The sequence below is a fragment of the Nocardioides caldifontis genome (genome assembly GCF_008087345.1).
In the GTDB taxonomy this organism is placed as follows: domain Bacteria; phylum Actinomycetota; class Actinomycetes; order Propionibacteriales; family Nocardioidaceae; genus Marmoricola_A; species Marmoricola_A caldifontis.
This window is the reverse complement of the sequence record NZ_VHIB01000001.1, coordinates 819,147-838,877: the sequence shown is the minus strand read 5'-3', so window position 1 is coordinate 838,877 and position 19,731 is coordinate 819,147. Positions and strand designations below refer to the sequence as shown.

21 protein-coding genes, 2 tRNA genes and 1 other RNA gene are annotated in these 19,731 nt (G+C 73.4%); 11 read left to right on the top strand and 13 right to left on the bottom strand.

What is annotated here, in order from left to right:
* Positions 1–26: 26 nt before the first annotated feature.
* The 4 genes from FIP57_RS12135 (at position 27) to FIP57_RS12120 (ending at position 2,378) form a co-directional block, all read left to right on the top strand.
* Positions 27–971: a metallophosphoesterase gene (locus FIP57_RS12135; RefSeq protein WP_148573734.1), complete on the top strand. Its 945-nt coding sequence runs from the start codon at positions 27–29 to the stop codon at positions 969–971.
* A gap of 54 nt (positions 972–1,025) precedes the next feature.
* Positions 1,026–1,099, top strand: a tRNA-Pro gene (locus FIP57_RS12130).
* A gap of 86 nt (positions 1,100–1,185) precedes the next feature.
* Entirely contained in the window at positions 1,186–1,572 is a 387-nt protein-coding gene (locus tag FIP57_RS12125; RefSeq protein ID WP_162529787.1) for a nuclear transport factor 2 family protein, read from the top strand.
* 53 nt (positions 1,573–1,625) lie between these two features.
* Positions 1,626–2,378, top strand: a complete 753-nt coding sequence (locus FIP57_RS12120; RefSeq protein ID WP_148573732.1) for a hypothetical protein — start codon at positions 1,626–1,628, stop codon at positions 2,376–2,378.
* Positions 2,379–2,398: 20 nt separating this feature from the next.
* Here FIP57_RS12120 and FIP57_RS12115 read toward each other — a convergent pair whose 3' ends face one another.
* The 7 genes from FIP57_RS12115 to ffs form a co-directional block, all read right to left on the bottom strand.
* Positions 2,399–3,433, bottom strand: a complete 1,035-nt coding sequence (locus tag FIP57_RS12115) for an aspartate-semialdehyde dehydrogenase (RefSeq protein ID WP_148574174.1) — start codon at positions 3,431–3,433, stop codon at positions 2,399–2,401.
* A 5-nt stretch (positions 3,434–3,438) separates the two neighbouring features.
* Positions 3,439–4,710, bottom strand: a complete 1,272-nt coding sequence (locus FIP57_RS12110) for an aspartate kinase (protein WP_148573731.1) — start codon at positions 4,708–4,710, stop codon at positions 3,439–3,441.
* A 155-nt stretch (positions 4,711–4,865) separates the two neighbouring features.
* Positions 4,866–5,483, bottom strand: a complete 618-nt coding sequence (locus tag FIP57_RS12105; RefSeq protein WP_148573730.1) for a DUF5063 domain-containing protein — start codon at positions 5,481–5,483, stop codon at positions 4,866–4,868.
* The gene (gene recR / locus FIP57_RS12100; RefSeq protein WP_148573729.1) at positions 5,476–6,075 is read right to left on the bottom strand and encodes a recombination mediator RecR; all 600 of its coding nucleotides are present in this window, start codon (positions 6,073–6,075) and stop codon (positions 5,476–5,478) included. Before recR ends, FIP57_RS12105 begins: the two co-directional genes overlap by 8 nt.
* Entirely contained in the window at positions 6,075–6,518 is a 444-nt protein-coding gene (locus FIP57_RS12095) for a YbaB/EbfC family nucleoid-associated protein (protein WP_148573728.1), read from the bottom strand. The genes recR and FIP57_RS12095 overlap by 1 nt, the downstream gene beginning before the upstream one ends.
* Before the next feature lie 58 nt (positions 6,519–6,576).
* Complete coding sequence (locus tag FIP57_RS12090; RefSeq protein ID WP_148573727.1) at positions 6,577–8,628, bottom strand: DNA polymerase III subunit gamma and tau; 2,052 nt, start codon at positions 8,626–8,628, stop codon at positions 6,577–6,579.
* Positions 8,629–8,742: 114 nt separating this feature from the next.
* Positions 8,743–8,833, bottom strand: an RNA gene (ffs, locus tag FIP57_RS12085) — signal recognition particle sRNA small type.
* 83 nt (positions 8,834–8,916) lie between these two features.
* On the opposite strand from ffs, the gene FIP57_RS12080 reads away from it, so the two are divergent.
* A tRNA-Ser gene (locus tag FIP57_RS12080) sits at positions 8,917–9,005 on the top strand.
* 203 nt (positions 9,006–9,208) lie between these two features.
* The gene (locus FIP57_RS12075) at positions 9,209–10,048 is read left to right on the top strand and encodes a polyadenylate binding domain-containing protein (RefSeq protein ID WP_203231189.1); all 840 of its coding nucleotides are present in this window, start codon (positions 9,209–9,211) and stop codon (positions 10,046–10,048) included.
* Between the two features lie 37 nt (positions 10,049–10,085).
* Here FIP57_RS12075 and FIP57_RS12070 read toward each other — a convergent pair whose 3' ends face one another.
* Together FIP57_RS12070 and FIP57_RS12065 are read right to left on the bottom strand one after the other, a co-directional pair.
* On the bottom strand, positions 10,086–10,898 hold the full coding sequence (locus tag FIP57_RS12070; RefSeq protein ID WP_148573726.1) for an alpha/beta fold hydrolase: 813 nt from the start codon (positions 10,896–10,898) through the stop codon (positions 10,086–10,088).
* Positions 10,899–10,977: 79 nt separating this feature from the next.
* Positions 10,978–12,111: a helix-turn-helix transcriptional regulator gene (locus tag FIP57_RS12065; protein ID WP_148573725.1), complete on the bottom strand. Its 1,134-nt coding sequence runs from the start codon at positions 12,109–12,111 to the stop codon at positions 10,978–10,980.
* A gap of 140 nt (positions 12,112–12,251) precedes the next feature.
* On the opposite strand from FIP57_RS12065, the gene FIP57_RS12060 reads away from it, so the two are divergent.
* A complete protein-coding gene (locus FIP57_RS12060) occupies positions 12,252–12,656 on the top strand; it encodes a RidA family protein (protein ID WP_148573724.1) in 405 nt (134 codons plus the stop codon).
* Positions 12,657–12,706: 50 nt separating this feature from the next.
* The gene (locus FIP57_RS12055; protein ID WP_148573723.1) at positions 12,707–14,101 is read left to right on the top strand and encodes an FAD-binding oxidoreductase; all 1,395 of its coding nucleotides are present in this window, start codon (positions 12,707–12,709) and stop codon (positions 14,099–14,101) included.
* 82 nt (positions 14,102–14,183) lie between these two features.
* On the opposite strand, the gene FIP57_RS12050 is transcribed toward FIP57_RS12055, so the two are convergent.
* Positions 14,184–14,867 (bottom strand): phosphodiesterase, encoded by a 684-nt coding sequence (locus FIP57_RS12050; protein WP_148573722.1) that lies wholly within the window; start codon positions 14,865–14,867, stop codon positions 14,184–14,186.
* Between the two features lie 148 nt (positions 14,868–15,015).
* Between FIP57_RS12050 and FIP57_RS12045 the strand changes: the two genes are divergently transcribed.
* Entirely contained in the window at positions 15,016–15,270 is a 255-nt protein-coding gene (locus FIP57_RS12045; protein WP_148573721.1) for a hypothetical protein, read from the top strand.
* Positions 15,271–15,291: 21 nt separating this feature from the next.
* Here FIP57_RS12045 and FIP57_RS12040 read toward each other — a convergent pair whose 3' ends face one another.
* Both FIP57_RS12040 and FIP57_RS12035 read right to left on the bottom strand, forming a co-directional pair.
* Positions 15,292–15,678: a nuclear transport factor 2 family protein gene (locus tag FIP57_RS12040; protein ID WP_148573720.1), complete on the bottom strand. Its 387-nt coding sequence runs from the start codon at positions 15,676–15,678 to the stop codon at positions 15,292–15,294.
* The gene (locus FIP57_RS12035) at positions 15,675–17,282 is read right to left on the bottom strand and encodes a helicase HerA-like domain-containing protein (RefSeq protein WP_148573719.1); all 1,608 of its coding nucleotides are present in this window, start codon (positions 17,280–17,282) and stop codon (positions 15,675–15,677) included. Before FIP57_RS12035 ends, FIP57_RS12040 begins: the two co-directional genes overlap by 4 nt.
* Positions 17,283–17,355: 73 nt before the next feature.
* Here FIP57_RS12035 and FIP57_RS12030 point away from each other — a divergent pair, with 73 nt between their 5' ends.
* On the top strand, positions 17,356–17,652 hold the full coding sequence (locus FIP57_RS12030) for a type II toxin-antitoxin system VapB family antitoxin (RefSeq protein ID WP_148573718.1): 297 nt from the start codon (positions 17,356–17,358) through the stop codon (positions 17,650–17,652).
* A 13-nt stretch (positions 17,653–17,665) separates the two neighbouring features.
* The gene (locus tag FIP57_RS12025) at positions 17,666–18,169 is read left to right on the top strand and encodes a LytR C-terminal domain-containing protein (RefSeq protein WP_148573717.1); all 504 of its coding nucleotides are present in this window, start codon (positions 17,666–17,668) and stop codon (positions 18,167–18,169) included.
* 16 nt (positions 18,170–18,185) lie between these two features.
* Here the strand turns inward: FIP57_RS12025 and FIP57_RS12020 are convergent, their stop codons facing one another.
* A complete protein-coding gene (locus FIP57_RS12020) occupies positions 18,186–19,688 on the bottom strand; it encodes a potassium/proton antiporter (RefSeq protein ID WP_148573716.1) in 1,503 nt (500 codons plus the stop codon).
* Positions 19,689–19,731: the final 43 nt, after the last annotated feature.

Sequence of the window (19,731 nt, the reverse complement as noted above, 5' to 3'; positions counted from 1 at the left end):
GCACAGCATTGTGGCAGCCTGGAGCAATGGGAACACGCCGCGGGAGCACCGCTCGAGGGCTGCTCCGCGCCGGCGCCGTCATGGGGGCGACGGGGGTGGCCGGGCTCGGCTACGGCTGGGCCGAGGCTCGCTGGTTCACCCTCCGTCACGTCACGGTGCCGGTCCTCCCTGAGGGCGCGCCGGAGCTTCGGGTCCTGCACCTGAGCGACCTCCACCTGGTCCCGCGCCAGGGCCGCAAGCGCCGGTGGCTCGCCTCCCTCGCCGGGCTCGAGCCCGACCTGGTGATCGACACCGGCGACAACCTCGCCGCGCAGGACGCGGTCGAGCCGCTGCTGGACTCCCTCGGCGGGCTGCTCGACGTCCCGGGCGCCTTCGTGCTCGGGTCGAACGACTACTTCGCCCCGGTGCTGAAGAACCCGGTGCGCTACCTGCTCCCCGACGACGGCCGGCGGGCCACCGACCAGGCCAAGCTGCCGTACGACGACCTCGTCGCCGGGCTCACCGGGCGCGGCTGGCTCGACCTGACCAACACCCGCGCCGCCGCGACCGTCAAGGGCGTGCGGATCGCCTTCGCCGGCGTCGACGACCCGCACCTGAGGTACGACGACCTCGGCTCGGTCTCCGGCCCGGCCGACCCCGACGCCGACCTCCGCCTGGCGGTCACCCACGCGCCGTACCTCCGGGTGCTGGACCGGTTCGCCGCCGACGGCTACGACGCGGTGATCGCCGGCCACACCCACGGCGGCCAGCTCCGACTGCCGGGCAAGGGCGCCCTCGTCACCAACTGCGACCTCGAGCCGGCCCGGGCCCGCGGGCTGCACCGGCACCCGGCGGCCTCGGCCCCCGGTGACCCGGGCTCTTCGTGGCTCCACGTGTCGGCCGGCGCGGGCACCTCGCCGTACACCGCGGTCCGGTTCTGCTGCCGCCCCGAGGCGACGCTGCTCCGGCTGACCCGGCGCTCCCCGGCGTGAGCCGCCCCGATTTCGGTCGGCCGCGCTCCCTCGGCTAGACTCGCCCAGGCTCCACGGGCTGTGGCGCAGTTTGGTAGCGCGCTTCGTTCGGGACGAAGAGGCCGCAGGTTCAAATCCTGTCAGCCCGACCGATCGGCACCCCCGCACCGTCTGGTTCGGGGGTGCCGTCATGTCCGACCCGTTTCGCCGGCTCACCAGCGGGCACGGGTCGCGCATGGCTGACCAGACCCCCGCCCGCACCTTCGCCGACGCGCTCCTCGCCTTCGAGTCCGGAGGCGACGTGGACGAGCTCGCCGCCCTCTTCGCCGACGGTGCCGAGCTGGTGCGCCCCGAGGCCTCCGGGCTCGCCGACCCCGAGGACGCGGCCGGCTTCTGGACGAGCTACCGCGACCAGTTCGACGAGGTCACCACCGAGTTCGGCCACGTCACGGAGGGCGAGGACCACGCGACGCTCGAGTGGTCGTCGTCGGGCTCGCTCACCACCGAACGCTCGATCACCTACCGCGGGGTCTCCCTGCTCCACCTCGACGGGGACGGCAGGATCGACCGGTTCGCGACGTACTACGACACCGCTGCGTTCCTCGAGCCCTCCGCCCGCTGAGCCGCGCCGCGCGGTACGGACCGGGATGGTCCGGCTCTGGCAGACTGCTGGGCATGGCTGACGACGACGAGCCCGGGACCGAGGGCCCCACGCTCGAGCTGCCGTCGCTCTTCCGGCGCCGCCGGAAGACGGCCGAGCCGGAGGCCGCAGGGCCCGAGGCTCCCACGGACTGGGCCGAGCCGGCAGGACGCGCCGACTCGGCGGCCGAGGAGCGGCAGGATGCGCCGGCTCGGCGGTCACGGTTCGCGGAGGTGCGGAAGTCGCCGCTCGAAGACCGGCCGGCCCCTGGGCCGGAGGCGACCCCGGTCGGCTCCACCGAGCCGCCCGCCCGGGCGAGCCGGCCCCGGCCCGCAGAGCCGTCGGCGCCGCTCGGCGAGCGGGTCACCACCGCCGTGCCCCCGATGGCCGCGAGCACCGCGGCCGTCGTCGTGGGCGCGCTCGTCGGGCTCCTCGGCTGCGTCGCCACCTGGATCGGGCTGCAGGGGTGCGAGGCGGTCACCGGCGCGCAGACCTGCGGCGGCCCCGGTCTCCTGGTGCTGGTCGCGATCGTGGTCGGGCAAATCGCCCTCGGCGCAGCCCTGCTCCAGCTCCTGGGCGTGCCCGAACCGGGCAACCTCAGCCTCCTCGGTGTGGGGCTGATGGTGGTGGTCGCCCTGCTGGTGCTGGTCGACCACCTCTACGACGGCTGGATGTTCGTCGCGATCCCGGTGGTCACCGCGGTGACGTTCGGCGCGGCCCGGTGGATCACCACGAGGTACGCCGACGACAGCGACGACTACCCGTCGGAGCAGCACGACATCCGCTGACCCCGACGGCCGCTCCCGGGTCAGCCGCGGGCGGCCGCCACCAGCTCGGCGATCTGCACGGTGTTGAGCGCCGCGCCCTTGCGGAGGTTGTCGTTGCTGAGGAAGAGCGCCAGCCCGCGCTCCCCCTCGACGCTCTGGTCCTGCCGCACCCGCCCGACGTACGACGGGTCGCGCCCCGCGGCCTGCAGCGGGGTCGGGACGTCCGCCAGCTCGACACCCGGCGCGTCCGCGAGCAGCTCGAGGGCGCGCTTCGCCGGCAGGGCGGAGGCGAACTCGGCGTTGATCGACAGGGAGTGGCCGGTGAAGACGGGGACCCGGACGCAGGTGCCAGAGACCCGCAGGTCGGGGATGCCGAGGATCTTGCGGGACTCGTTGCGGAGCTTCTGCTCCTCGTCGGTCTCGAACGAGCCGTCGTCCACGACCGACCCGGCCATCGGGAGCACGTTGAACGCGATCGGCGCGACGTACTTGTTCGGGGCCGGGAAGTCGACCGCCGCCCCGTCGAACGCGAGCCGGCCGGGCTGCTCCACCGCGGCCAGCTGGCCGGCGAGCTCGGAGACGCCGGCGACGCCGCTGCCGGAGACGGCCTGGTAGGTGCTGGCCACCAGCCGCACCAGCCCGGCCTCGTCGTGGAGCGGCTTGAGGACCGGCATCGCAGCCATCGTCGTGCAGTTCGGGTTGGCGATGATCCCCTTGCGGGCCTCGCGGATCGCCTCGGGGTTCACCTCGCTGACCACCAGCGGCACATCGGGGTCGAGCCGCCAGGCGGAGGAGTTGTCGACCACGGTGACGCCGGCCTCGGCGAACCGCGGCGCCTGCGCGCGTGACGTCGTCGCGCCGGCGGAGAACAGCGCGATGTCGAGCCCCGTGGGGTCGGCGGTCGCCGCGTCCTCGACCTCGACCGCGCGGTCGCCCCACTGCAGGACGGTGCCGGCGGAGCGGGCCGAGGCGAAGAACCGCACCTGGTCGACCGGGAAGTCCCGCTCGAGGAGGATGTCGCGCATGACGGCGCCGACCTGACCGGTCGCGCCGACGATCCCGATGTTGACGCCCACGCCGCTCACCGCCCCGTCCCGCCGTAGACCACGGCCTCGACCTGGTCGGCGTCGAGCTCGAAGGCGGCGTGCGCCGCCGCGACCGCGTCGTTGACCTGCGACTCGTCGACGATCACCGAGATCCGGATCTCGGAGGTGGAGATCATCTCGATGTTCACGCCGGCCGAGGCGAGCGCGGTGAAGAACTTCGCGGTGATGCCCGGGTGGGAGCGCATGCCCGCGCCGATCAGCGAGACCTTGCCGATCTGGTCGTCGTAGAGCAGCGAGTCGAACCCGACGACGGTCTTCAGCTTCGCCAGCGTCGCCATCGCGGTCTGCCCGTCGGCACGCGGGAGCGTGAACGAGATGTCGGTGAGGTTCGTCGCCGCCGCGGAGACGTTCTGCACGATCATGTCGAGGTTGATCCCGGTCTCCGCGAGCGCCTCGAAGATGCGGGCGGCCTCGCCCACCTTGTCCGGCACCCCGACCACGGTGATCTTGGCCTCGCTGCGGTCATGGGCGACGCCGGCGATGATGGCCTGTTCCATGTCTTCGCTCTCTTGCTCGGGTTCGGCGATCCAGGTGCCTGTCAGCTTGCTGAACGAGGAGCGCACGTGGATCGGGATCTGGTAGCGCCGGGCGTACTCGACGCAACGGAGGTGGAGGATCTTCGCGCCGCACGCGGCCATCTCGAGCATCTCCTCGTAGGAGATCCGGTCGCGACGGCGGGCGGTCGGGACGATCCGCGGGTCGGCGGTGAAGACGCCGTCGACGTCGCTGTAGATCTCGCAGACGTCAGCCTCGAGCGCCGCGGCGAGCGCGACGGCCGTGGTGTCCGAGCCGCCGCGGCCGAGCGTGGTGATGTCCTTGGTGTCCTGGCTGACGCCCTGGAAGCCGGCGACGATCGCGATCGCGCCCTCGTCGAGCGCACGCTGGATCCGCCCCGGCGTCACGTCGATGATCTTCGCCTTGCCGTGCACGCTGTCGGTGATCACGCCGGCCTGGCTCCCGGTGAACGAGCGGGCCTCGTGGCCGAGGTTGCCGACCGCCATCGCGAGCAGCGCCATCGAGATCCGCTCACCAGCGGTGAGCAGCATGTCGAGCTCGCGCGGCGGCGGCAGCGGGGTCACCTGCTCGGCGAGGTCGATCAGCTCGTCGGTGGTGTCGCCCATCGCCGAGACCACCACGACGACGTCGTTGCCGGCGCGCTTCGCGTCGACGATGCGCTGGGCCACCCGCTTGACACCCTCGGCGTCCGCGACGGAGGAGCCTCCGTACTTCTGCACGACAACGCCCACGGTTCTCCTCAGGGCTCGGGGGTCGGGGGGACGGGCCGATCCTACCCGTGCAGGACCAGCCGGTCCGACCGGTTATCCGCCCGTGGACACCGCAGAGGAGAGGAAGATCTCCTTCTCGAAGCCGCGCGCGCGGCGCTCGTCAGGAAGATTTCCGGTCAGACGGGGGTGCCGCCGAGCATCTGCTCCGCCGCCTCGACGTCCTCCTGCTCGCTCTCGAACTCCGAGTCGAGCCGGTCGTGGGCGATCACCGACTGCAGCGCGCGCAAGGTGGCGCTCGCCTCGCCGCCCCACGAGGCGACGTAGGAGAACTGCCACCACCAAAGCGCCTCGGCGACGCGCCCGGCCTTGAAGTGGCGCAGCCCGTGGGCCAGCGAGGCCGCGATCGAGGTCAGGTCGTCGGAGACCAGGCTGGAGACCAGCTCCGGCGGGTCGACGTAGGGGTCGAACACCTCGGTGTAGGCGTCGACACCGCCGAGCAGGACCGCCAGCCGGTGGCGCATCTCGTCGAGGTCGGGGTCCGGGCCGGGGTCGGGTTCGTACTCCTCCTGCGGCTGGAAGTCCTCCTGGACACCGAGCCGTCCACCGGCGAGCAGCACCTGGCTCACCACCAGGAGCAGCAGCGAGATGGCCTCCCCGCCGGTCGCCTCGCCGCGCGCGATCGCCCGCAGCGCGAGGAGGAACGACTCGACCTGGTCGGCGATCTGCTGGGCGAACTCCTCGTCCACCTCCGCCGGCCCGCTGATGTCCCGTGCCTGCTCCGTCGTGTCAGCCACTGACCGACCGCCTTCCTTCGAACGCCCGTCCGAGCGTCACCTCATCTGCATACTCAAGGTCCCCACCCACGGGAAGTCCACTCGCCAGCCGGCTGACCCGCACGCCGAGCGGGGCCAGGAACCGCGTGAGGTACGTCGCAGTGGCCTCCCCCTCCAGGTTCGGGTCGGTCGCGAGGATCACCTCGGTGACCGTGCCGTCGGCGAGCCGCTGCATCAGCTCCTTGATGCGCAGCTGGTCGGGGCCGACCCCTTCGATCGGCGAGATCGCCCCGCCGAGCACGTGGTAGCGCCCCTTGAACTCACGGGTGCGCTCGATGGCCACGACGTCCTTGGGCTCCTCGACCACACACAGCTGCGCCGGGTCGCGCCGGGGGTCGCGGCAGATCCGGCAGGTCTCCTCCTCGGCGACGTTGCCGCACACCGAGCAGAACTTGACCTTCTCCTTGACCTCGACGAGCACCGCGGCGAGGCGGCGTACGTCGGTCGGGTCGGCCTGGAGGAGGTGGAACGCGATCCGCTGGGCGCTCTTCGGGCCGACACCGGGCAACCGCCCCAGCTCGTCGATGAGGTCCTGGACGATGCCTTCGTACATCAGAACCCGAGCGCGCCACCGGGCGCGCCCCCACCCGGGGTCGGGCCGCCACCCGTGCCGCCACCCGCACCGCCACCCGCACCGCCACCCGCACCGCCGCCCAGGTCACCGCCGAGGGCGCCGAGCCCGCCGGCGAGCGGGCCGAACGCCTCGGCGGCCATCTCGTCGGAGCGCGCGCGGGCGTCGCGGTAGGCCGCCACGATGAGGTCCTCGAGGTCCTCGGTGTCGGCGGGGTCGAAGGAGTTCGCACGGATCTTGACCCGGACCAGCTCGCCGGTGCCGTTGACGGTCACGGTCACCAGGCCGTCGTTGACGGTGCCGTCGACCTCGGACTCGGCGAGCTCCTGCTGCGCCGCGACGACCTGCTGCTGCATGGCCTGGGCCTGCTGCAGGAGCGCCTGCATGTCGAAGCCGCCGCTGCCGAAGGGGTTGTTCTCGGTCATCTGGTCTTCCTGTCGGTCGGGGCGGGCGTCGCACGGTGTCGACGGGTCGGGGTGGTGCTCACTGGTGGGGGATCTCCTCGATCACCTGGGCGCCGAGCCGCTCGCTGAGCAACCCGGCGGTGTCGAGGGCGTCGTCGGCGTCCGGGTCGTCGCGGTGGGCGTCCTCGGTCGGTGACGGCGGCGGGGACGGTGGGGGCTCCGCGCCGCCGGAACCGGACGCGGGCTGCTGCACGGCCGGCCTCGTCACGGTGACGGGCGGCTCCACACCCGGCTGCGCGGAGGGGTCGACGATCGCGTCGATCTTCCAGTCCTGACCGATCAGGTCGATCAGCACCTGCTGGAGCAGCGCGTCGCTGCGCCCGTTGACGAAGGACTCGCGCGCGCCGGCGTTGTTGAACCCGAGGGTGATGGTGCGCCCCTCGAGCGCGACCACCTGGGCGTGCTGGCTGAGGTGGATCCAGGTGAGCCGGCGCCGGGTCTTCACCGCCTCGACGACCTCCGGCCAGAGCCGCCGGACGTCGGCGAGCCCGAGCTGGCCCGGCGACGATGGGGCCGCCGGGGCCGCTGGGGCCGGGGTGGAGGCGGCAGGCGTCGCCGACTGGGTCGGAGCAGCGGCTTGGGGCTCGGCTTGGGGCTGGGCTTGGGGCTGGGCTTGGGGCTGGGGCGGGGCCTGTGCCGCGGGCGCCCGCTCCTCCGTGGCCGGGGACGCGGTCCGCTCCCGTGCGGTCGGCTGCGACGCCGGCGGCGCGGCCGGCGCGGTGGCCGGCGGCTGCCCGCCCCACGTGTCGTCCGGCGCGGCGGTGCCGCCGTAGCGGCCGGTCTGTGGCTGGGCCTTCGGCGCGTGCTGCGGACGCGGGTCGCCGGCCGGGGGCGCGGGCGGTGCGGCGGGCGGTGCCGCTGCGGGGGCGGACGGGCCGGACGCGGCCCCCGCCGCCGGCCCGGCCAGCGACATGACCTTCTCGAGCCGGTCCACGCGCGTGCCCAGCGCGGTCAGCCCCTCCTCGGCGGCGGGCAGCAGGATCCGGGCGCAGAGCAGCTCCAGGAGGAGCCGCGGCGCAGTCGTCCCCTTGAGCTCGGTGAGCCCCTCGGCGACGAGGTCGGCGGCGCGGGAGAGCTCGTAGCGGCCGAAGCGGGCGGCCTGGGCGACCAGCCGCTCGGCCTGGTCCTCCGGGACGTCGACCAGCCCGGACGCCGAGGCGTCGGGGACCGCCGAGACGATCACCAGGTCGCGGAGCCGCTGGAGGAGGTCCTCGGTGAACCGCCGCGGGTTCTGCCCGGTCTCGATGACCTTGTCGACGACCGCGAACACCCCGGCCGCGTCCGCCGCGGCGAAGGCGTCGACGACCTCGTCGAGGAGCGCGTCGGGGGTGAACCCGAGCAACCCGGCGGCCAGCGTGTGGGTGACGCCGTCCTCACCGGCGCCGCCGATGAGCTGGTCGAGGATCGAGAGGGTGTCCCGCGCGGACCCGCCGCCGGCGCGGACGACCAGCGGGAGGGCGGCCGGGTCGACCTTGACCCCTTCCTTGGCGCACAGCTCGGCGAGGTAGGACGAGAGCACCTTCGGCGGGATCAGCCGGAACGGGTAGTGGTGGGTCCGCGAGCGGACCGTGCCGATGACCTTCTCCGGCTCGGTGGTCGCGAAGATGAACCGGACGTGCTCCGGGGGCTCCTCGACGATCTTCAGCAGGGCGTTGAACCCCTGCGAGGAGACCATGTGGGCCTCGTCGATGATGTAGACCTTGTAGCGGTCGCGCATCGGCTGGAACGTCGCCTGCTCGCGCAGGTCACGGGCGTCGTCGACGCCGCCGTGGGAGGCCGCGTCGATCTCGATGACGTCGACCGAGCCGGGGCCACCGGTCGCGAGCTCGACGCAGGACTCGCACACGCCGCACGGCTCGTCGGTGGGGCCCTTGGCGCAGTTGAGCGCCCGCGCGAGGATCCGCGCGCTCGTCGTCTTGCCGCAGCCACGGGGACCGGAGAAGAGGTAGGCGTGGTTGACGCGGTTGTTGCGCAGCGCAGCCCTCAGCGGCTCGGTCACGTGGTCCTGGCCGATCACCTGGGAGAAGGTGTCGGGGCGGTACCTCCGGTAGAGGGCGAGGGGGGCTTCCACGTCCCCGACCCTAACCGTGGGGGCCGACAGGTCGACAGCCGTCCCGACCACTCTGCACACCCATCTCCACAGCCGCGCCCGCCCCGCCGTCGCGGGCTGCCGACCCGGGCACGAAAAGGCCCCCCGCGCACCCGACAGAGCTCACCTGCCCTTGCTGCCTTCCGGCCCTGGGGGAGTTCAGCGAGATGCCGCCGCACGGGGGGTTGGCCCCAGTCTAGGTGAGGGGGCGAGGTCACTCCAAAGCGGACCGATTTCCTGCCGTCGAGGCCGACCGGTACCCTCTGCGACGGAGGATTCGCCTAGTGGCCTATGGCGCTCGCTTGGAAAGCGGGTTGGGTTAACAGCCCTCGCGGGTTCGAATCCCGCATCCTCCGCCAGCTGGCTCGCGCCGCGAACCATCGGCAGGGCCCCGACGACCGCCACACGGTCGTCGGGGCCTTCGGCTCTCCACAACCCGAGCGGCCCCGGCCGGGCCTCGGCATGCCGACCTGCAGGACCAACGGCAGTGTCGTGCGCGGTCGGCGGTCCCTATCTTCGTCGGACCGGGGCGGGCGCCTCGGTCCAGGAACACGGGGGCCCCATGGGACTGTCACTACCGACCGGACGTCGTCGCGCCGTCACCCTCTCGCTCGTCGTCGGGGCCTTGGTCGGCAGCGCGGGCGTGGCGACGGCGATCACCGCCGTCTCCGCACCGACCACGGACCTCATCCACGGCTGCGTCCACAGCACCAACGGCAACATGCGCGTGGTCGACGACCCGTCCCAGTGCCGGGCGGCGGAGCGCCCGCTGAGCTGGAACGCCGAGGGCCCGGCGGGGGAGCCGGGCCCTGCCGGACCACAGGGCGAGCAGGGCCCCCGCGGCGAGACCGGTCCCGCGGGACCGCAGGGCGAGCCCGGGCCTCAGGGCGAGCCGGGTCCGGCGGGACCGCAGGGCGAGCCCGGGCCGCAGGGCGAACCCGGTCCGGCGGGCCCCGCCGGGCAGGACGGAGCCGGGATGACCTCGGTCGAGGACCTGCGCCACCTGCCGTGCGCCACCGACACGGACAACCCCGGCTTCACCAAGCTTCACCTCCAGAACGGGAACATCACCATGTTCTGCGAGCGGGACTCGACCGAGCTGCTGCTCAGCGTGGAGGGTCCGCAGCGGAGCGAGGTGCTGCTCACCAACGAGTCGGCGCAGAAGGCGCGGGTCGGTCACTGCGTGCCGGCCGGGTCGCCCGTCGGGTTGGGTGAGATGCGCTCGCCCTGCTTCTACTCCTTCCTCGACCACGAGGTCCACACGCTCCAGGCCAGGTCGCCGTCGACAGCACGCTTCGTCCGCTGGACGGGTGTGTGTGCGGCCGAGACGACCACGCTCTGCACCTTGCCGACCGGCGCGAGGTACGCCGAGGTGACCGCCGTCTTCGAGGCTGTCCCGTGATCGGCGCCGGCGCGCGAACCCGGTCCGGCACGACTCGTCAGGAACCCAGCGCCGCCAACCAGTGGTCCACCGTCCGGTAGAACTCCTCCGGGTTCTCACGGCGCGGGCAGTGGCCCGTCCCGGGGACCCGCACCAGCGTGACCCGCTCGTTGCCGATCTCCGCGAGCCCGGCCTCGATCTCCTGACCGACCACGACCTCGTCGGCCCGGTCCCCCGAGACCACCAGCGTGGGGACGGTCACCGACGCGAACATCTCGGTCCACGGCGACTCCGGCTTGTAGCTCCCGCGGCCCAGGAACTCGAGGTCCATCTGCTGCTCGGCGATGCCGGTGACCAGCAGCTCGGAGTCGGGCCAGTCCGGGTGGGCCTCCTTGCGCAGCCGGTACAACGCCTCCTCGTCGGGCGCGGCCAGGCTCTGCCGGACCCCCTCGAGGAACTCCGCGCCGCGGCCGGTCGCCAGCGGCTCCCCCGGCCCGCGCGGGGCGGGGTCCTCGAGGACCAGCGCACGCACGAGCTCAGGACGTCGTACGCCGGCCGCCAGCGCGACCGCTCCGCCCATCGAGTGGCCGACGACGACCGGGCGGTCGAGCTGCTCGAGCACCCGGACCGCGTCCCGCACGAACACCTCGCCCGGCCCCTGCTCGAGCTCGGCGGGGGTGAACCGCGGCGAACCGCCGTGGCCCCGCTGGTCGACGGCGACGATCGCGTGGCTCGCACCCCAGTGACGCACCGCCTCCGGCCACCCCGAGCCGGAGTCGGTGAGGCCGTGGAGGAAGAACAGCGTGGGCACCCCGGGGCCCGGGGGCAGCCCGTGCCGGTGGACGACGAGGTCGGTGTCGAGATCGGTCACCGCGCCATCGTCCCCGGCAGTCCCGCCGGCACACCCACCGGCACACCCATCGGCACACCCGCTGGCACACCCGCCGGGGTCAGACCCCGGCGAACCAGCCGCTCGGGCCGACCTCGGTGCCCATCCGCGGGACGTACTGGTCGAAGTAGATCCGGGCGATCAGCTCGCGACGGCTCCGCACCCCTGCCTTCTCGAACACGGACTTCAGGTGGTCCTGCACCGTGTAGGTCGAGAGGTGCAGCGACGCGGCGATCTCCTTGGTGTCGACGCCCTGCAGCACCAGCTGGGTGACGTCGCGCTCGCGCTGGGTGAGGTCGAAGGCGGCGACCACGAGCGGCACGATCTCCGGCGGACGCGCCTCGTCGATCGTCACCACCACGTCGCCGTGGGTGTCCCCGCGCGGGCTGAGCGGCGTCGCGTGCAGCACCAGCCACATCCCGCTGCGCGACCGGACGCGGCACCGCGGCGGGAGGTCGACCTCGCCGCGGGCGTAGCGCCGGGCGGCTCCCACCAGCGAGGTGATGATCCCGGCCGCCTCGAGCGCGGTCGCACTGCCCACCAGCTGCTCGAGCCGCTGCTCCGCGCCGGCACTGACCTGCTGGACGGTGCCGTCCGCCCCCACGATGACGACCGCCGGACCGGTCGGCGCCGGCGTTGGGTCGGCCGCCAGGCTGGCGAGGATGCCGGCGCGCATGCCCACCGACATCACCGACGAGAGCGACGCGGCGAACTCGACGTCGTCGTCGTCGAAGTGCTCGCGGTCGCTGCCGTCGCGGAACAGCGCCGCGCCGCCCCACACCTGGCCGCGGTCGCGGAACACGACGCGCAGCTCGTCGGTGAACCCGAAGTTGGGGCGCATGAACTCCTCCATGCGCGCCGAGCGCTGCCCGGTGCGTGACGCCAGCAGGTGCATGGCGGCAGCCGGGTGCTCGCTGGTGCCGAGGTTGCGGAAGGCGGTCGGCTCCGAGGAGCCGTACTCCACGAGCCCCCACTCGTGGTCGTGGCTGTCGATGCCTCGGAGCCGACCGAACTTGACGGTGCCGGTCAGCAGCAGCGTGCTGGGGTCGACGGTGGCCAGGCAGGACGCGACGTGCGGCACCGCGCGGTTGACCGACTCGATCGCCTCGGCGAGGAAGCTCTCGAGCTCGAGCCCTGCCCGGGCGACCACGTCGACGTCGCGCAGCACGCGCTGCTCCATGAGGCCCCGACCCATGGCGGACAGTGTCGTGGCTGGAGGCCCGGCTCCGCCATCCCACATTTGTGGGGGTCCCGGGACCCCCACGACCGTCGACCCGCGATTCCCGGGCCCTGTGGGATGGTTCGCGACCCGTGGTGGGCCCGAGGGTGGTGGCCATGACGACGACCGCGCCGCTCGAGGTGAACCCGTCCGACTGGTCCCAGGGGCTCGGGTTCGACCAGGGCCGGCTCCTCACCGCGCCGACCCGGGTCCTCACGATCGCCGCCCAGGGACCGCTCGACGGGAGCGGGCGGCTGGTCCACGAGGACGACCCGGCCGCGCAGCTCGCGCTGACGCTGGCGAACGTGGCCGGCGTGCTCGAGGCCGCCGGCCTGGGGTGGTGCGACGTCGTCCAGCTCCGCGTCTACACCACGGACCTCCCCGGGCTGCTCGACGTCTACGACACCCTCGTCGAGCACCTCGGCGGGGAAGGGGCCCGTCCACCGGCGACCCTCCTCGAGGTCTCCCGCCTCCTCGTCCCCGGCATGACCGTCAGCATCGACGGCCTCGCCATGCGCTGACCGCACCCAACAACGAATTCACGTCAACCCGACACGAAAGCAGGACCACCATGTCCGTCACCACATCCGCCCCGACCGACTCCGCGGCCCACCGGCTCAAAGAGCTCTGCGGCGACATCGTGCACCTCCCCGGCGACCCGTCGTACGACGCCGTACGGATGCCCTGGAACGTCGCCGTCGACCAGCGTCCCGCCGCGGTCGCGGTGCCCGCCAGCGCCGACCAGGTGGCCGCCGTCGTGCGGCACTGCGCGGTGCTCGGCCTCCGCGTCGCGCCCCAGAGCACCGGCCACGCGGCCGCGGCACTCGTCCAGCACGACCTCGACGACGTCGTTGTCCTGCGCACCGGCGAGCTGCGAGGCGTGACCGTCGACGCCGAGCGCCGGGTTGCCCGCGTCGGGGGCGGGACGCTCTGGCAGGAGGTCGTCGAGGCGGCGGCGCCGCACGGGCTCGCGGCGCTGCACGGATCGTCGCCGGACGTCGCCGTCGCCGGCTACGCGCTGGGCGGCGGCATCGGGTGGTACGCCCGCAAGCTCGGGCTCGCCACGAACAGCATCACCGCGGTCGAGCTGGTCACCGCCGACGGCGAGCAGCTCCGCGCCACCACCGAGGAGAACGCGGAGCTGTTCTGGGCGGTCCGCGGGGGCGGCGGCAGCTTCGGTGTCGTCACCGCGCTCGAGCTCCGGCTCTTCCCGATCGCCGACGCGTACGCCGGGATGATGCTCTGGGACCTCCAGCACGCCGAGAAGGTGGTGCGCCACTGGGCGGCCTGGTCGGCGACCGCTCCCGAGGAGGTCACCACCGCGCTCCGCGTGATGCGGTTCCCCCCGATGCCCGAGCTGCCGGAGTTCCTCCGTGGCCGTCAGCTCGTCGTGGTCGACGGCGCGGTCCTCGGGGACGACGAGCGCGGTGCGGAGCTGGTCGCCGGGCTGCGGGCCCTCGAGCCGGAGATGGACACGTTCGCCCGCACGCCCGCCGCGGCGCTGTCGCGGCTGCACATGGACCCCGAGGGGCCGACGCCGTCGGTCGGCGGCAGCGCCTGCTTCGACGCCCTGACCGACGGTGCCGTCGACGCGTTCCTCGCCGCTGTGGGCCCCGGCGTGCAGACCTCGTTGATGATCGCGGAGCTCCGCCAGCTCGGCGGTGCCCTGGGCCGCCCGGCCCCGGACGGCGGCGCGCTGTCGATGGTGCCCGCGGCGTACCTCGGCTTCTTCGTCGCCATCGCCGCCACCCCCGAGATGGCGCAGCAGGGGATGGTCGACGTCGCCCGGACGACCACCGCGCTCGAGCCGTGGTCCAACGGCAAGAGCTTCCTCAACTTCGCCGAGGGGCCGGCCGACGTGGCCGCGGCGTACGAGGAAGGAGCGTGGGCGCGGCTGCGCGCGGTGCGCAGCGCGGTGGACCCGCGCGAGGTGTTCCTCGCCAACCACGTCGTCCCCGGCGAGTGACCGGCGAGTGACCGGCGTGTGACCCGCGTCTGACCTCTGTCGAGCCGCCTCCCGTGACCGCCACGAGGGGCGGCCCGGCACGTCAGGTGCGAGGCGACGCGGCCTTGCGGGCCAGGAGGTACGACGGCTCCCGCAGCAGGCGTACGACGGGGTACTGCTCGGTCCCGGGGAGCATGTGCGTGACGGGGTCGAACCGGGTCGGCTCGTCGTCACGCCACCGGTCGACCTCGACCCGGCCGACGGTCTCCCACTCCCTTGACCCGCAGGCGACCGAGAGCGTGTAGCGCCGCGGCGGTTCCCCGTCGCCTGCCGGGGTGACCGCGAACAGGAGCGGCCCGGCCGCGGAGGCGACCGGCAGCAGCGTCGTCTGCGTGCCGTGGGAGCCTGACCCTCTCGGCGTCAGCAGGTACCTCCCGACGGACCCGGTCCCGGTCGAGGCGAACAGCAGGTCGGCTCGGGGCTCCTCCAGCCGGAGCGCCAGCCCTTCCACGTCGGGCAGCGGGCTCGGCAGCCCGGCGGCGCGGGACCAGCGCGCGAAGCAGCGGTGCGTCCCCTCGGCTGCGAGCAGCGGGACGCCGAGCCGGGGCCTGGGGTCGGTGACCACCAGCGTCGCGTCGCCCACCCGGCCCACCGGGTGCAGGGGCTTGGTCCGGCGCACCTTGGCGACGGCGCCGAAGGTGGCGCCCAGCACCGCGCCGGGGACGGCTCCCAGAGCACCGACGAGGCCGGTGCGGGGGGCGGGGGTCGCGGAACGCTCCTGGGGCATGGTCAGCCCCTACCCCGGCACGCAGCCGGGCAACCGGTGCGTCCGGGATCACACCGCCTGTCGCACGGCCGTAACGCAGCGTGCACACGGCCGTCGATTCACGGTGCTTCGCTTCCAGCAACCCCCTTCCACCACGAGAGGAGCTCCGATGGCACGCACGTCCTTCACCGAGGTCCAGCCCACCGGTTCCCTGGCCCTCACCCCGGCCGGCGTCACCACCACGACCACCAGCACCGGGCCCACCCGGGTCGACGGCACCGCCGAGCGCCGCCTGGCGACCCGCAACCGGCGCCGCGCCCGCAGCAGCCACGAGCTGACCGAGCTCTTCGCCGAGCGCGCCGACCTGCAGGGGGTCAGCCCGGTGGCGGACTTCTTCGTCGAGTCCGTCCGCTGGAGCGCCTGACCCCGCGAGGGGGCGGTCCGCTCAGCCGTGGTAGGCCGTGCCGACCTCGAAGCTCCACCCCGGCACGGCGGACATCGTCCAGGACGCCTCGAAGGTGCGGCGGTAGCCCACATGGGTGAACCGCCATCCCTCCGGGGTCCGGGCCATCCGGTCGGAGTAGAAGGCCGCCCCCTCGATCGCCACGTCGTACGCCGGCACGAACACCAGCTCCACGATCGTCTCGGCCGTCTCGCGCAGGTAGTCGACGATCCCGTCCCTCGACGAGAAGGTCAGCTCGGCGTAGGAGCCGGTCGCGTGGGGAGTGAACAGCGCGCCGAACTCGTCCCACTGCTTGAGGTCGAGGTGGCGCAGGTAGGCGTGCTTGAGCGCCTGCAGCTGCTCGACGTCGCTCCCGGCGTCCCGGCTCACCGGCGGCCCACCCGGAAGACACCCCGGGCGATCTCGCGCGCCGCGGTGCGCATGAAGAGCTTGGCGGCGTCGGACTTCAGCACCTGCTCGACCGCGCTCTCCTTCTCGCGCTCCGTGGCACCGGAGCGCTTGCGGGGGTAGCTCGCCCGCCCGCCGGTAGGCGCCTCGGCCCGGCCCGCCTGCCCGGCCTCGGCCTCGGCCTCCGCCTTGGCGGCCCCGGCCTCCAGCCGTTGCGCCAGCACCTCGCGGGCGGACTCGCGGTCCACCGGGTCGGCGTACTTGCTGCGCAGCGCCGAGCTGGCGACCACTCCCTGCAGCGCGTCGGCGGTGATCGGGCCCATCAGCGACTCGGGCGCCCGCAGCAGGGTCCTCGCCACCGGCGTGGGAGCGCCGCGCTCGTCCATGACGGTCACGACGGCCTCGCCCACGGTGAGGGAGGTGATCACCTCGCCGAGGTCGTCGTACGCACTGTGCGGGAAGGTCTGCACCGTCGCCTTCAGCGCCTTGGCGTCCTTGGGGGTGTGGGCGCGGAGCTGGTGCTGGATGCGCGAGCCGAGCTGGCCGAGCACCTCGTCGGGGACGTCGGTCGGCGTCTGGGTGACGAAGAAGATGCCGACGCCCTTGGACCGGATCAGCCGCACCGTCCGGGTGATCGCCTCGAGGAAGTCCGGGGACGCGTCCTCGAACAACAGGTGTGCCTCGTCGAAGAAGAAGACCAGCTCGGGCTTCTCGGTGTCGCCGACCTCCGGAAGCTCGTTGAAGAGGTCGGCCAACAGCCACATTAGGAAGGTCGAGAAGATCCGCGGCCGGTCCTGGAGGGCGGGAAGCTCCACGAGCGACACGACGCCGCGCCCGTCCGGGTCGTGCCGCAGCAGGTCGGCGGTGTCGAGCTCCGGCTCGCCGAAGAACGCGTCCCCTCCCTCCGCAGCGAGGGCGACGAGCTCACGGAGGATCACCCCCGCGGTCGAGGCGGCGAGGCCGCCGAGCGCCTTGAGCTCCGGCTTGCCCTCGTCGGAGAGCAGGTGCTGGACGACCGCGCGCAGGTCGGCGAGGTCGAGCAGCGGGAGCCCCGCCTGGTCGGCGTAGTGGAACACCAGCGCGAGCGAGGACTCCTGGGTCTTGTTGAGCCCCAGCACCTTCGAGAGCAGCAGCGGCCCGAAGGACGAGATCGTCGCCCGCAGCGGGAGCCCCTCGCCCTGGCCGCCGATGGCGAAGAACTGTGCCGGGAACCCGGTCGGTTGCCAGTCCTGGCCCACGGCACGCGCCCTCGCCTGCACCTTGTCGCCCTGCTCGCCCGGCCCGGCGATCCCCGAGAGGTCGCCCTTCATGTCGGCGGCGAACACCGGCACCCCCGCGGCCGACAGCTGCTCGGCGAGCAGCTGCAGCGTCTTGGTCTTGCCGGTGCCGGTGGCGCCCGTGACCAGCCCGTGCCGGTTGAGCATGGCGAGCGGGATGCGTACGTCGACGTCGGTGACCCGGTCGGGGCCGTCCGCCAGCCGCCCCAGCTCGAGGGCGGCCCCCTCGAAGGCGTAGCCGGCGCGGACGGTCGCCGCGAGCTCGTCGTCGTGGTTCTCCGGGCCCGGGTGCGGTGCGGGGTCGGTCATGACGGGAACGTAGCCGAGTGGGCCGGAGCGCGACACCCGTCGGCGCCCCGCGGCCGGGCCCTATCCTGGGGCGGTGATCTTCAAGCGCGTCGGTGAGGGGCGCCCCTACCCCGACCACGGGCTGCGTGGGCGCGACTGGGCTGCCTTGCCGCCGCAGCAGCTGCGGCTCGACGAGCTCGTGACCACCAAGGACACCCTGCACCTCGCGGCGCTGCTCGACGAGGACTCGACCTTCTTCGGCGACCTCTTCGCGCACGTGGTGCTGTGGCGCGGGGAGCTCTACCTCGAGGACGGGCTCCACCGGGCGCTCCGGGCCGCCCTCCAGCAACGGACCGTGCTCCACGCGCGGGTCCACGAGATCGCGGAGTGACGACCAGGTGACGATGAGCCGCGGCCGCCTGTCGGCGATCACCCTGGTGGTGCTGGTCTGCATCCTGCTGGCCGCCGCGTTCGTCGGGTGGCGCTCGTTGACCGCGCCGTTCCCGGGTGACGACGAGCCGGCGGCTGCCGCGACCTGCGCCGAGCAGCTGCGCAGGGGCGACGTGGTCCGCAGCACCGACGTCACCGTCAGCGTCTACAACGCCGGCAACCGGTCGGGGCTGGCCAGCCAGACCCAGCAGCAGCTCACCCAGCGCGGCTTCCTCGCCGGCGAGGTGGGCAACGCCCCCGGCGCCCTCTCCGACGTGCGTGGCGCCGTCGTCCTCGCGCCGTCGGCCGACGACCCGGCCGCCCGCCTGGTCGCCCGCCAGCTCGGACGCAAGGTCGAGATCCGGGTGGGCGCCGACGACCTCGGGCCCGGCGTCGACGTGGTCGTCGGCGACGCGTTCCGCAAGCTCGTGAAGGCGCCGCAGAAGATGAAGGCCCGGGCCGCCGGTTCGGGGTGCTGACCGCCTGACGGAGGCGTCAGCCGTCGCTGTCGACCCAGTGGGCCAGCCGCCCGCGCCGTGACACCGCCCGCAGCCGCTGCTCGGTCTGCTCCTTGATCTTGCGGGGGGTGACCACGAGCAGGTCGTCCCCGGTGCGCAGCACGGTCCGGTCGGTCGGCACGGTGGTCGTGCCGTCGCGGACCACCAGCGCTACCGACGCCCCGGGCGGGAGCCGCAGCTCGCCGACCTCGACGCCGTGCATCTTCGACCGCCGGGTGATCCGGATCTCGAGGAGGTCCGCGGCCAGCCGCTCCAGGGGCGCCGACTCGACCTCGAGGTCGCGCACCTCTCCCGCGACCGTGATCCCCAGCCGCTTCGCGAGCCACGGCAGCGTCGGACTGGTGACCAGCGTGTCGGCGACCACCAGCACGAAGACGATGTCGAAGAGCTGGGCCGACCCCTCGACCCCCGCGGCCAGCGGGATCGTGGCGAGCACGATCGGGACCGCGCCCCTGAGCCCCGCCCAGGAGAGGAACGTGAGGTCGGCAAGGGTCAACCGCTGCCAGACGGCGCTGGCGAGCACCGACAGCGGCCGGGCGACCACGGTGAGGATGAAGCCGGCCACGATCGCGTGCCACAGGGTGTCGCCGTCGAACAGCCGCTGCGGCGAGGCCAGCATGCCGAGCATCACGAACAGCCCGATCTGGGAGAGCCAGCCGAGCCCCTCGACGAACGACCGGCTGGCGGCACGGTGCGGGAGCTCCGCATTGCCGAGCACCAGCGCCGCGGCGTACACGGCGGCGAAGCCGGAGGCGTGCAGGCTAGCGGCGCCGGCGTACGCCAGCACGCAGAGGCTCAGCACCGCGAGGGGGTAGAGCCCGGACGACGGGAGTGCGACACGGCGCATCATCCAGGCGCCGGTGAACCCCACGCCGAGACCGAACAGGACGCCCACCCCGAGCTCGAAGACGACGATCCCGCCGAAGCCGAGGATGCCGTGCTCGAACACGTCGCCCTCGGCGGCCAGCGTCACCAGGAGCACGGTCGGGGCGTCGTTGAGGCCGGACTCCGACTCGAGCGCCCCCGTGACCCGTCGCGGCAGCGGCACCTTCCGCAGCACCGAGAAGACCGCGGCCGCGTCCGTCGGCGCCGTCACCGCGGCCAGCAGCACCGCGAGCTGCCAGTGGAAGCCGAGCACGTAGTGGGCGAGGACGGTCATCACCCCGACGCTCACCGCCACGCCGACCGTGGCCAGCAGCGCTCCCGTGCGGACCACGGGACGCATCTCCTTCCAGCTGGTCGTCAGCCCGCCCTCGGCGAGGATGATGACGAGCGCGCCGAAGCCGAGCGCGTGCGCGAGGCTCGCGTCCTCGAAGCCGATGCCGATGCCGTCCTCGCCGAGCAGGACGCCGAGCAGAAGGTAGAACAGCAGGCTGGGGAGCCCGGCGACGAGCGACAGCCGGACCGCGACGATCGCCACGAGCAGCACTGCGGACCCGAGGAGGAGAGCCTGGTCCAGCTGCTCGACGTCGAAGGTCACACGATCCTCTCGGTGGGTAGGGGCTCATTCTAGGGTTGGCGGC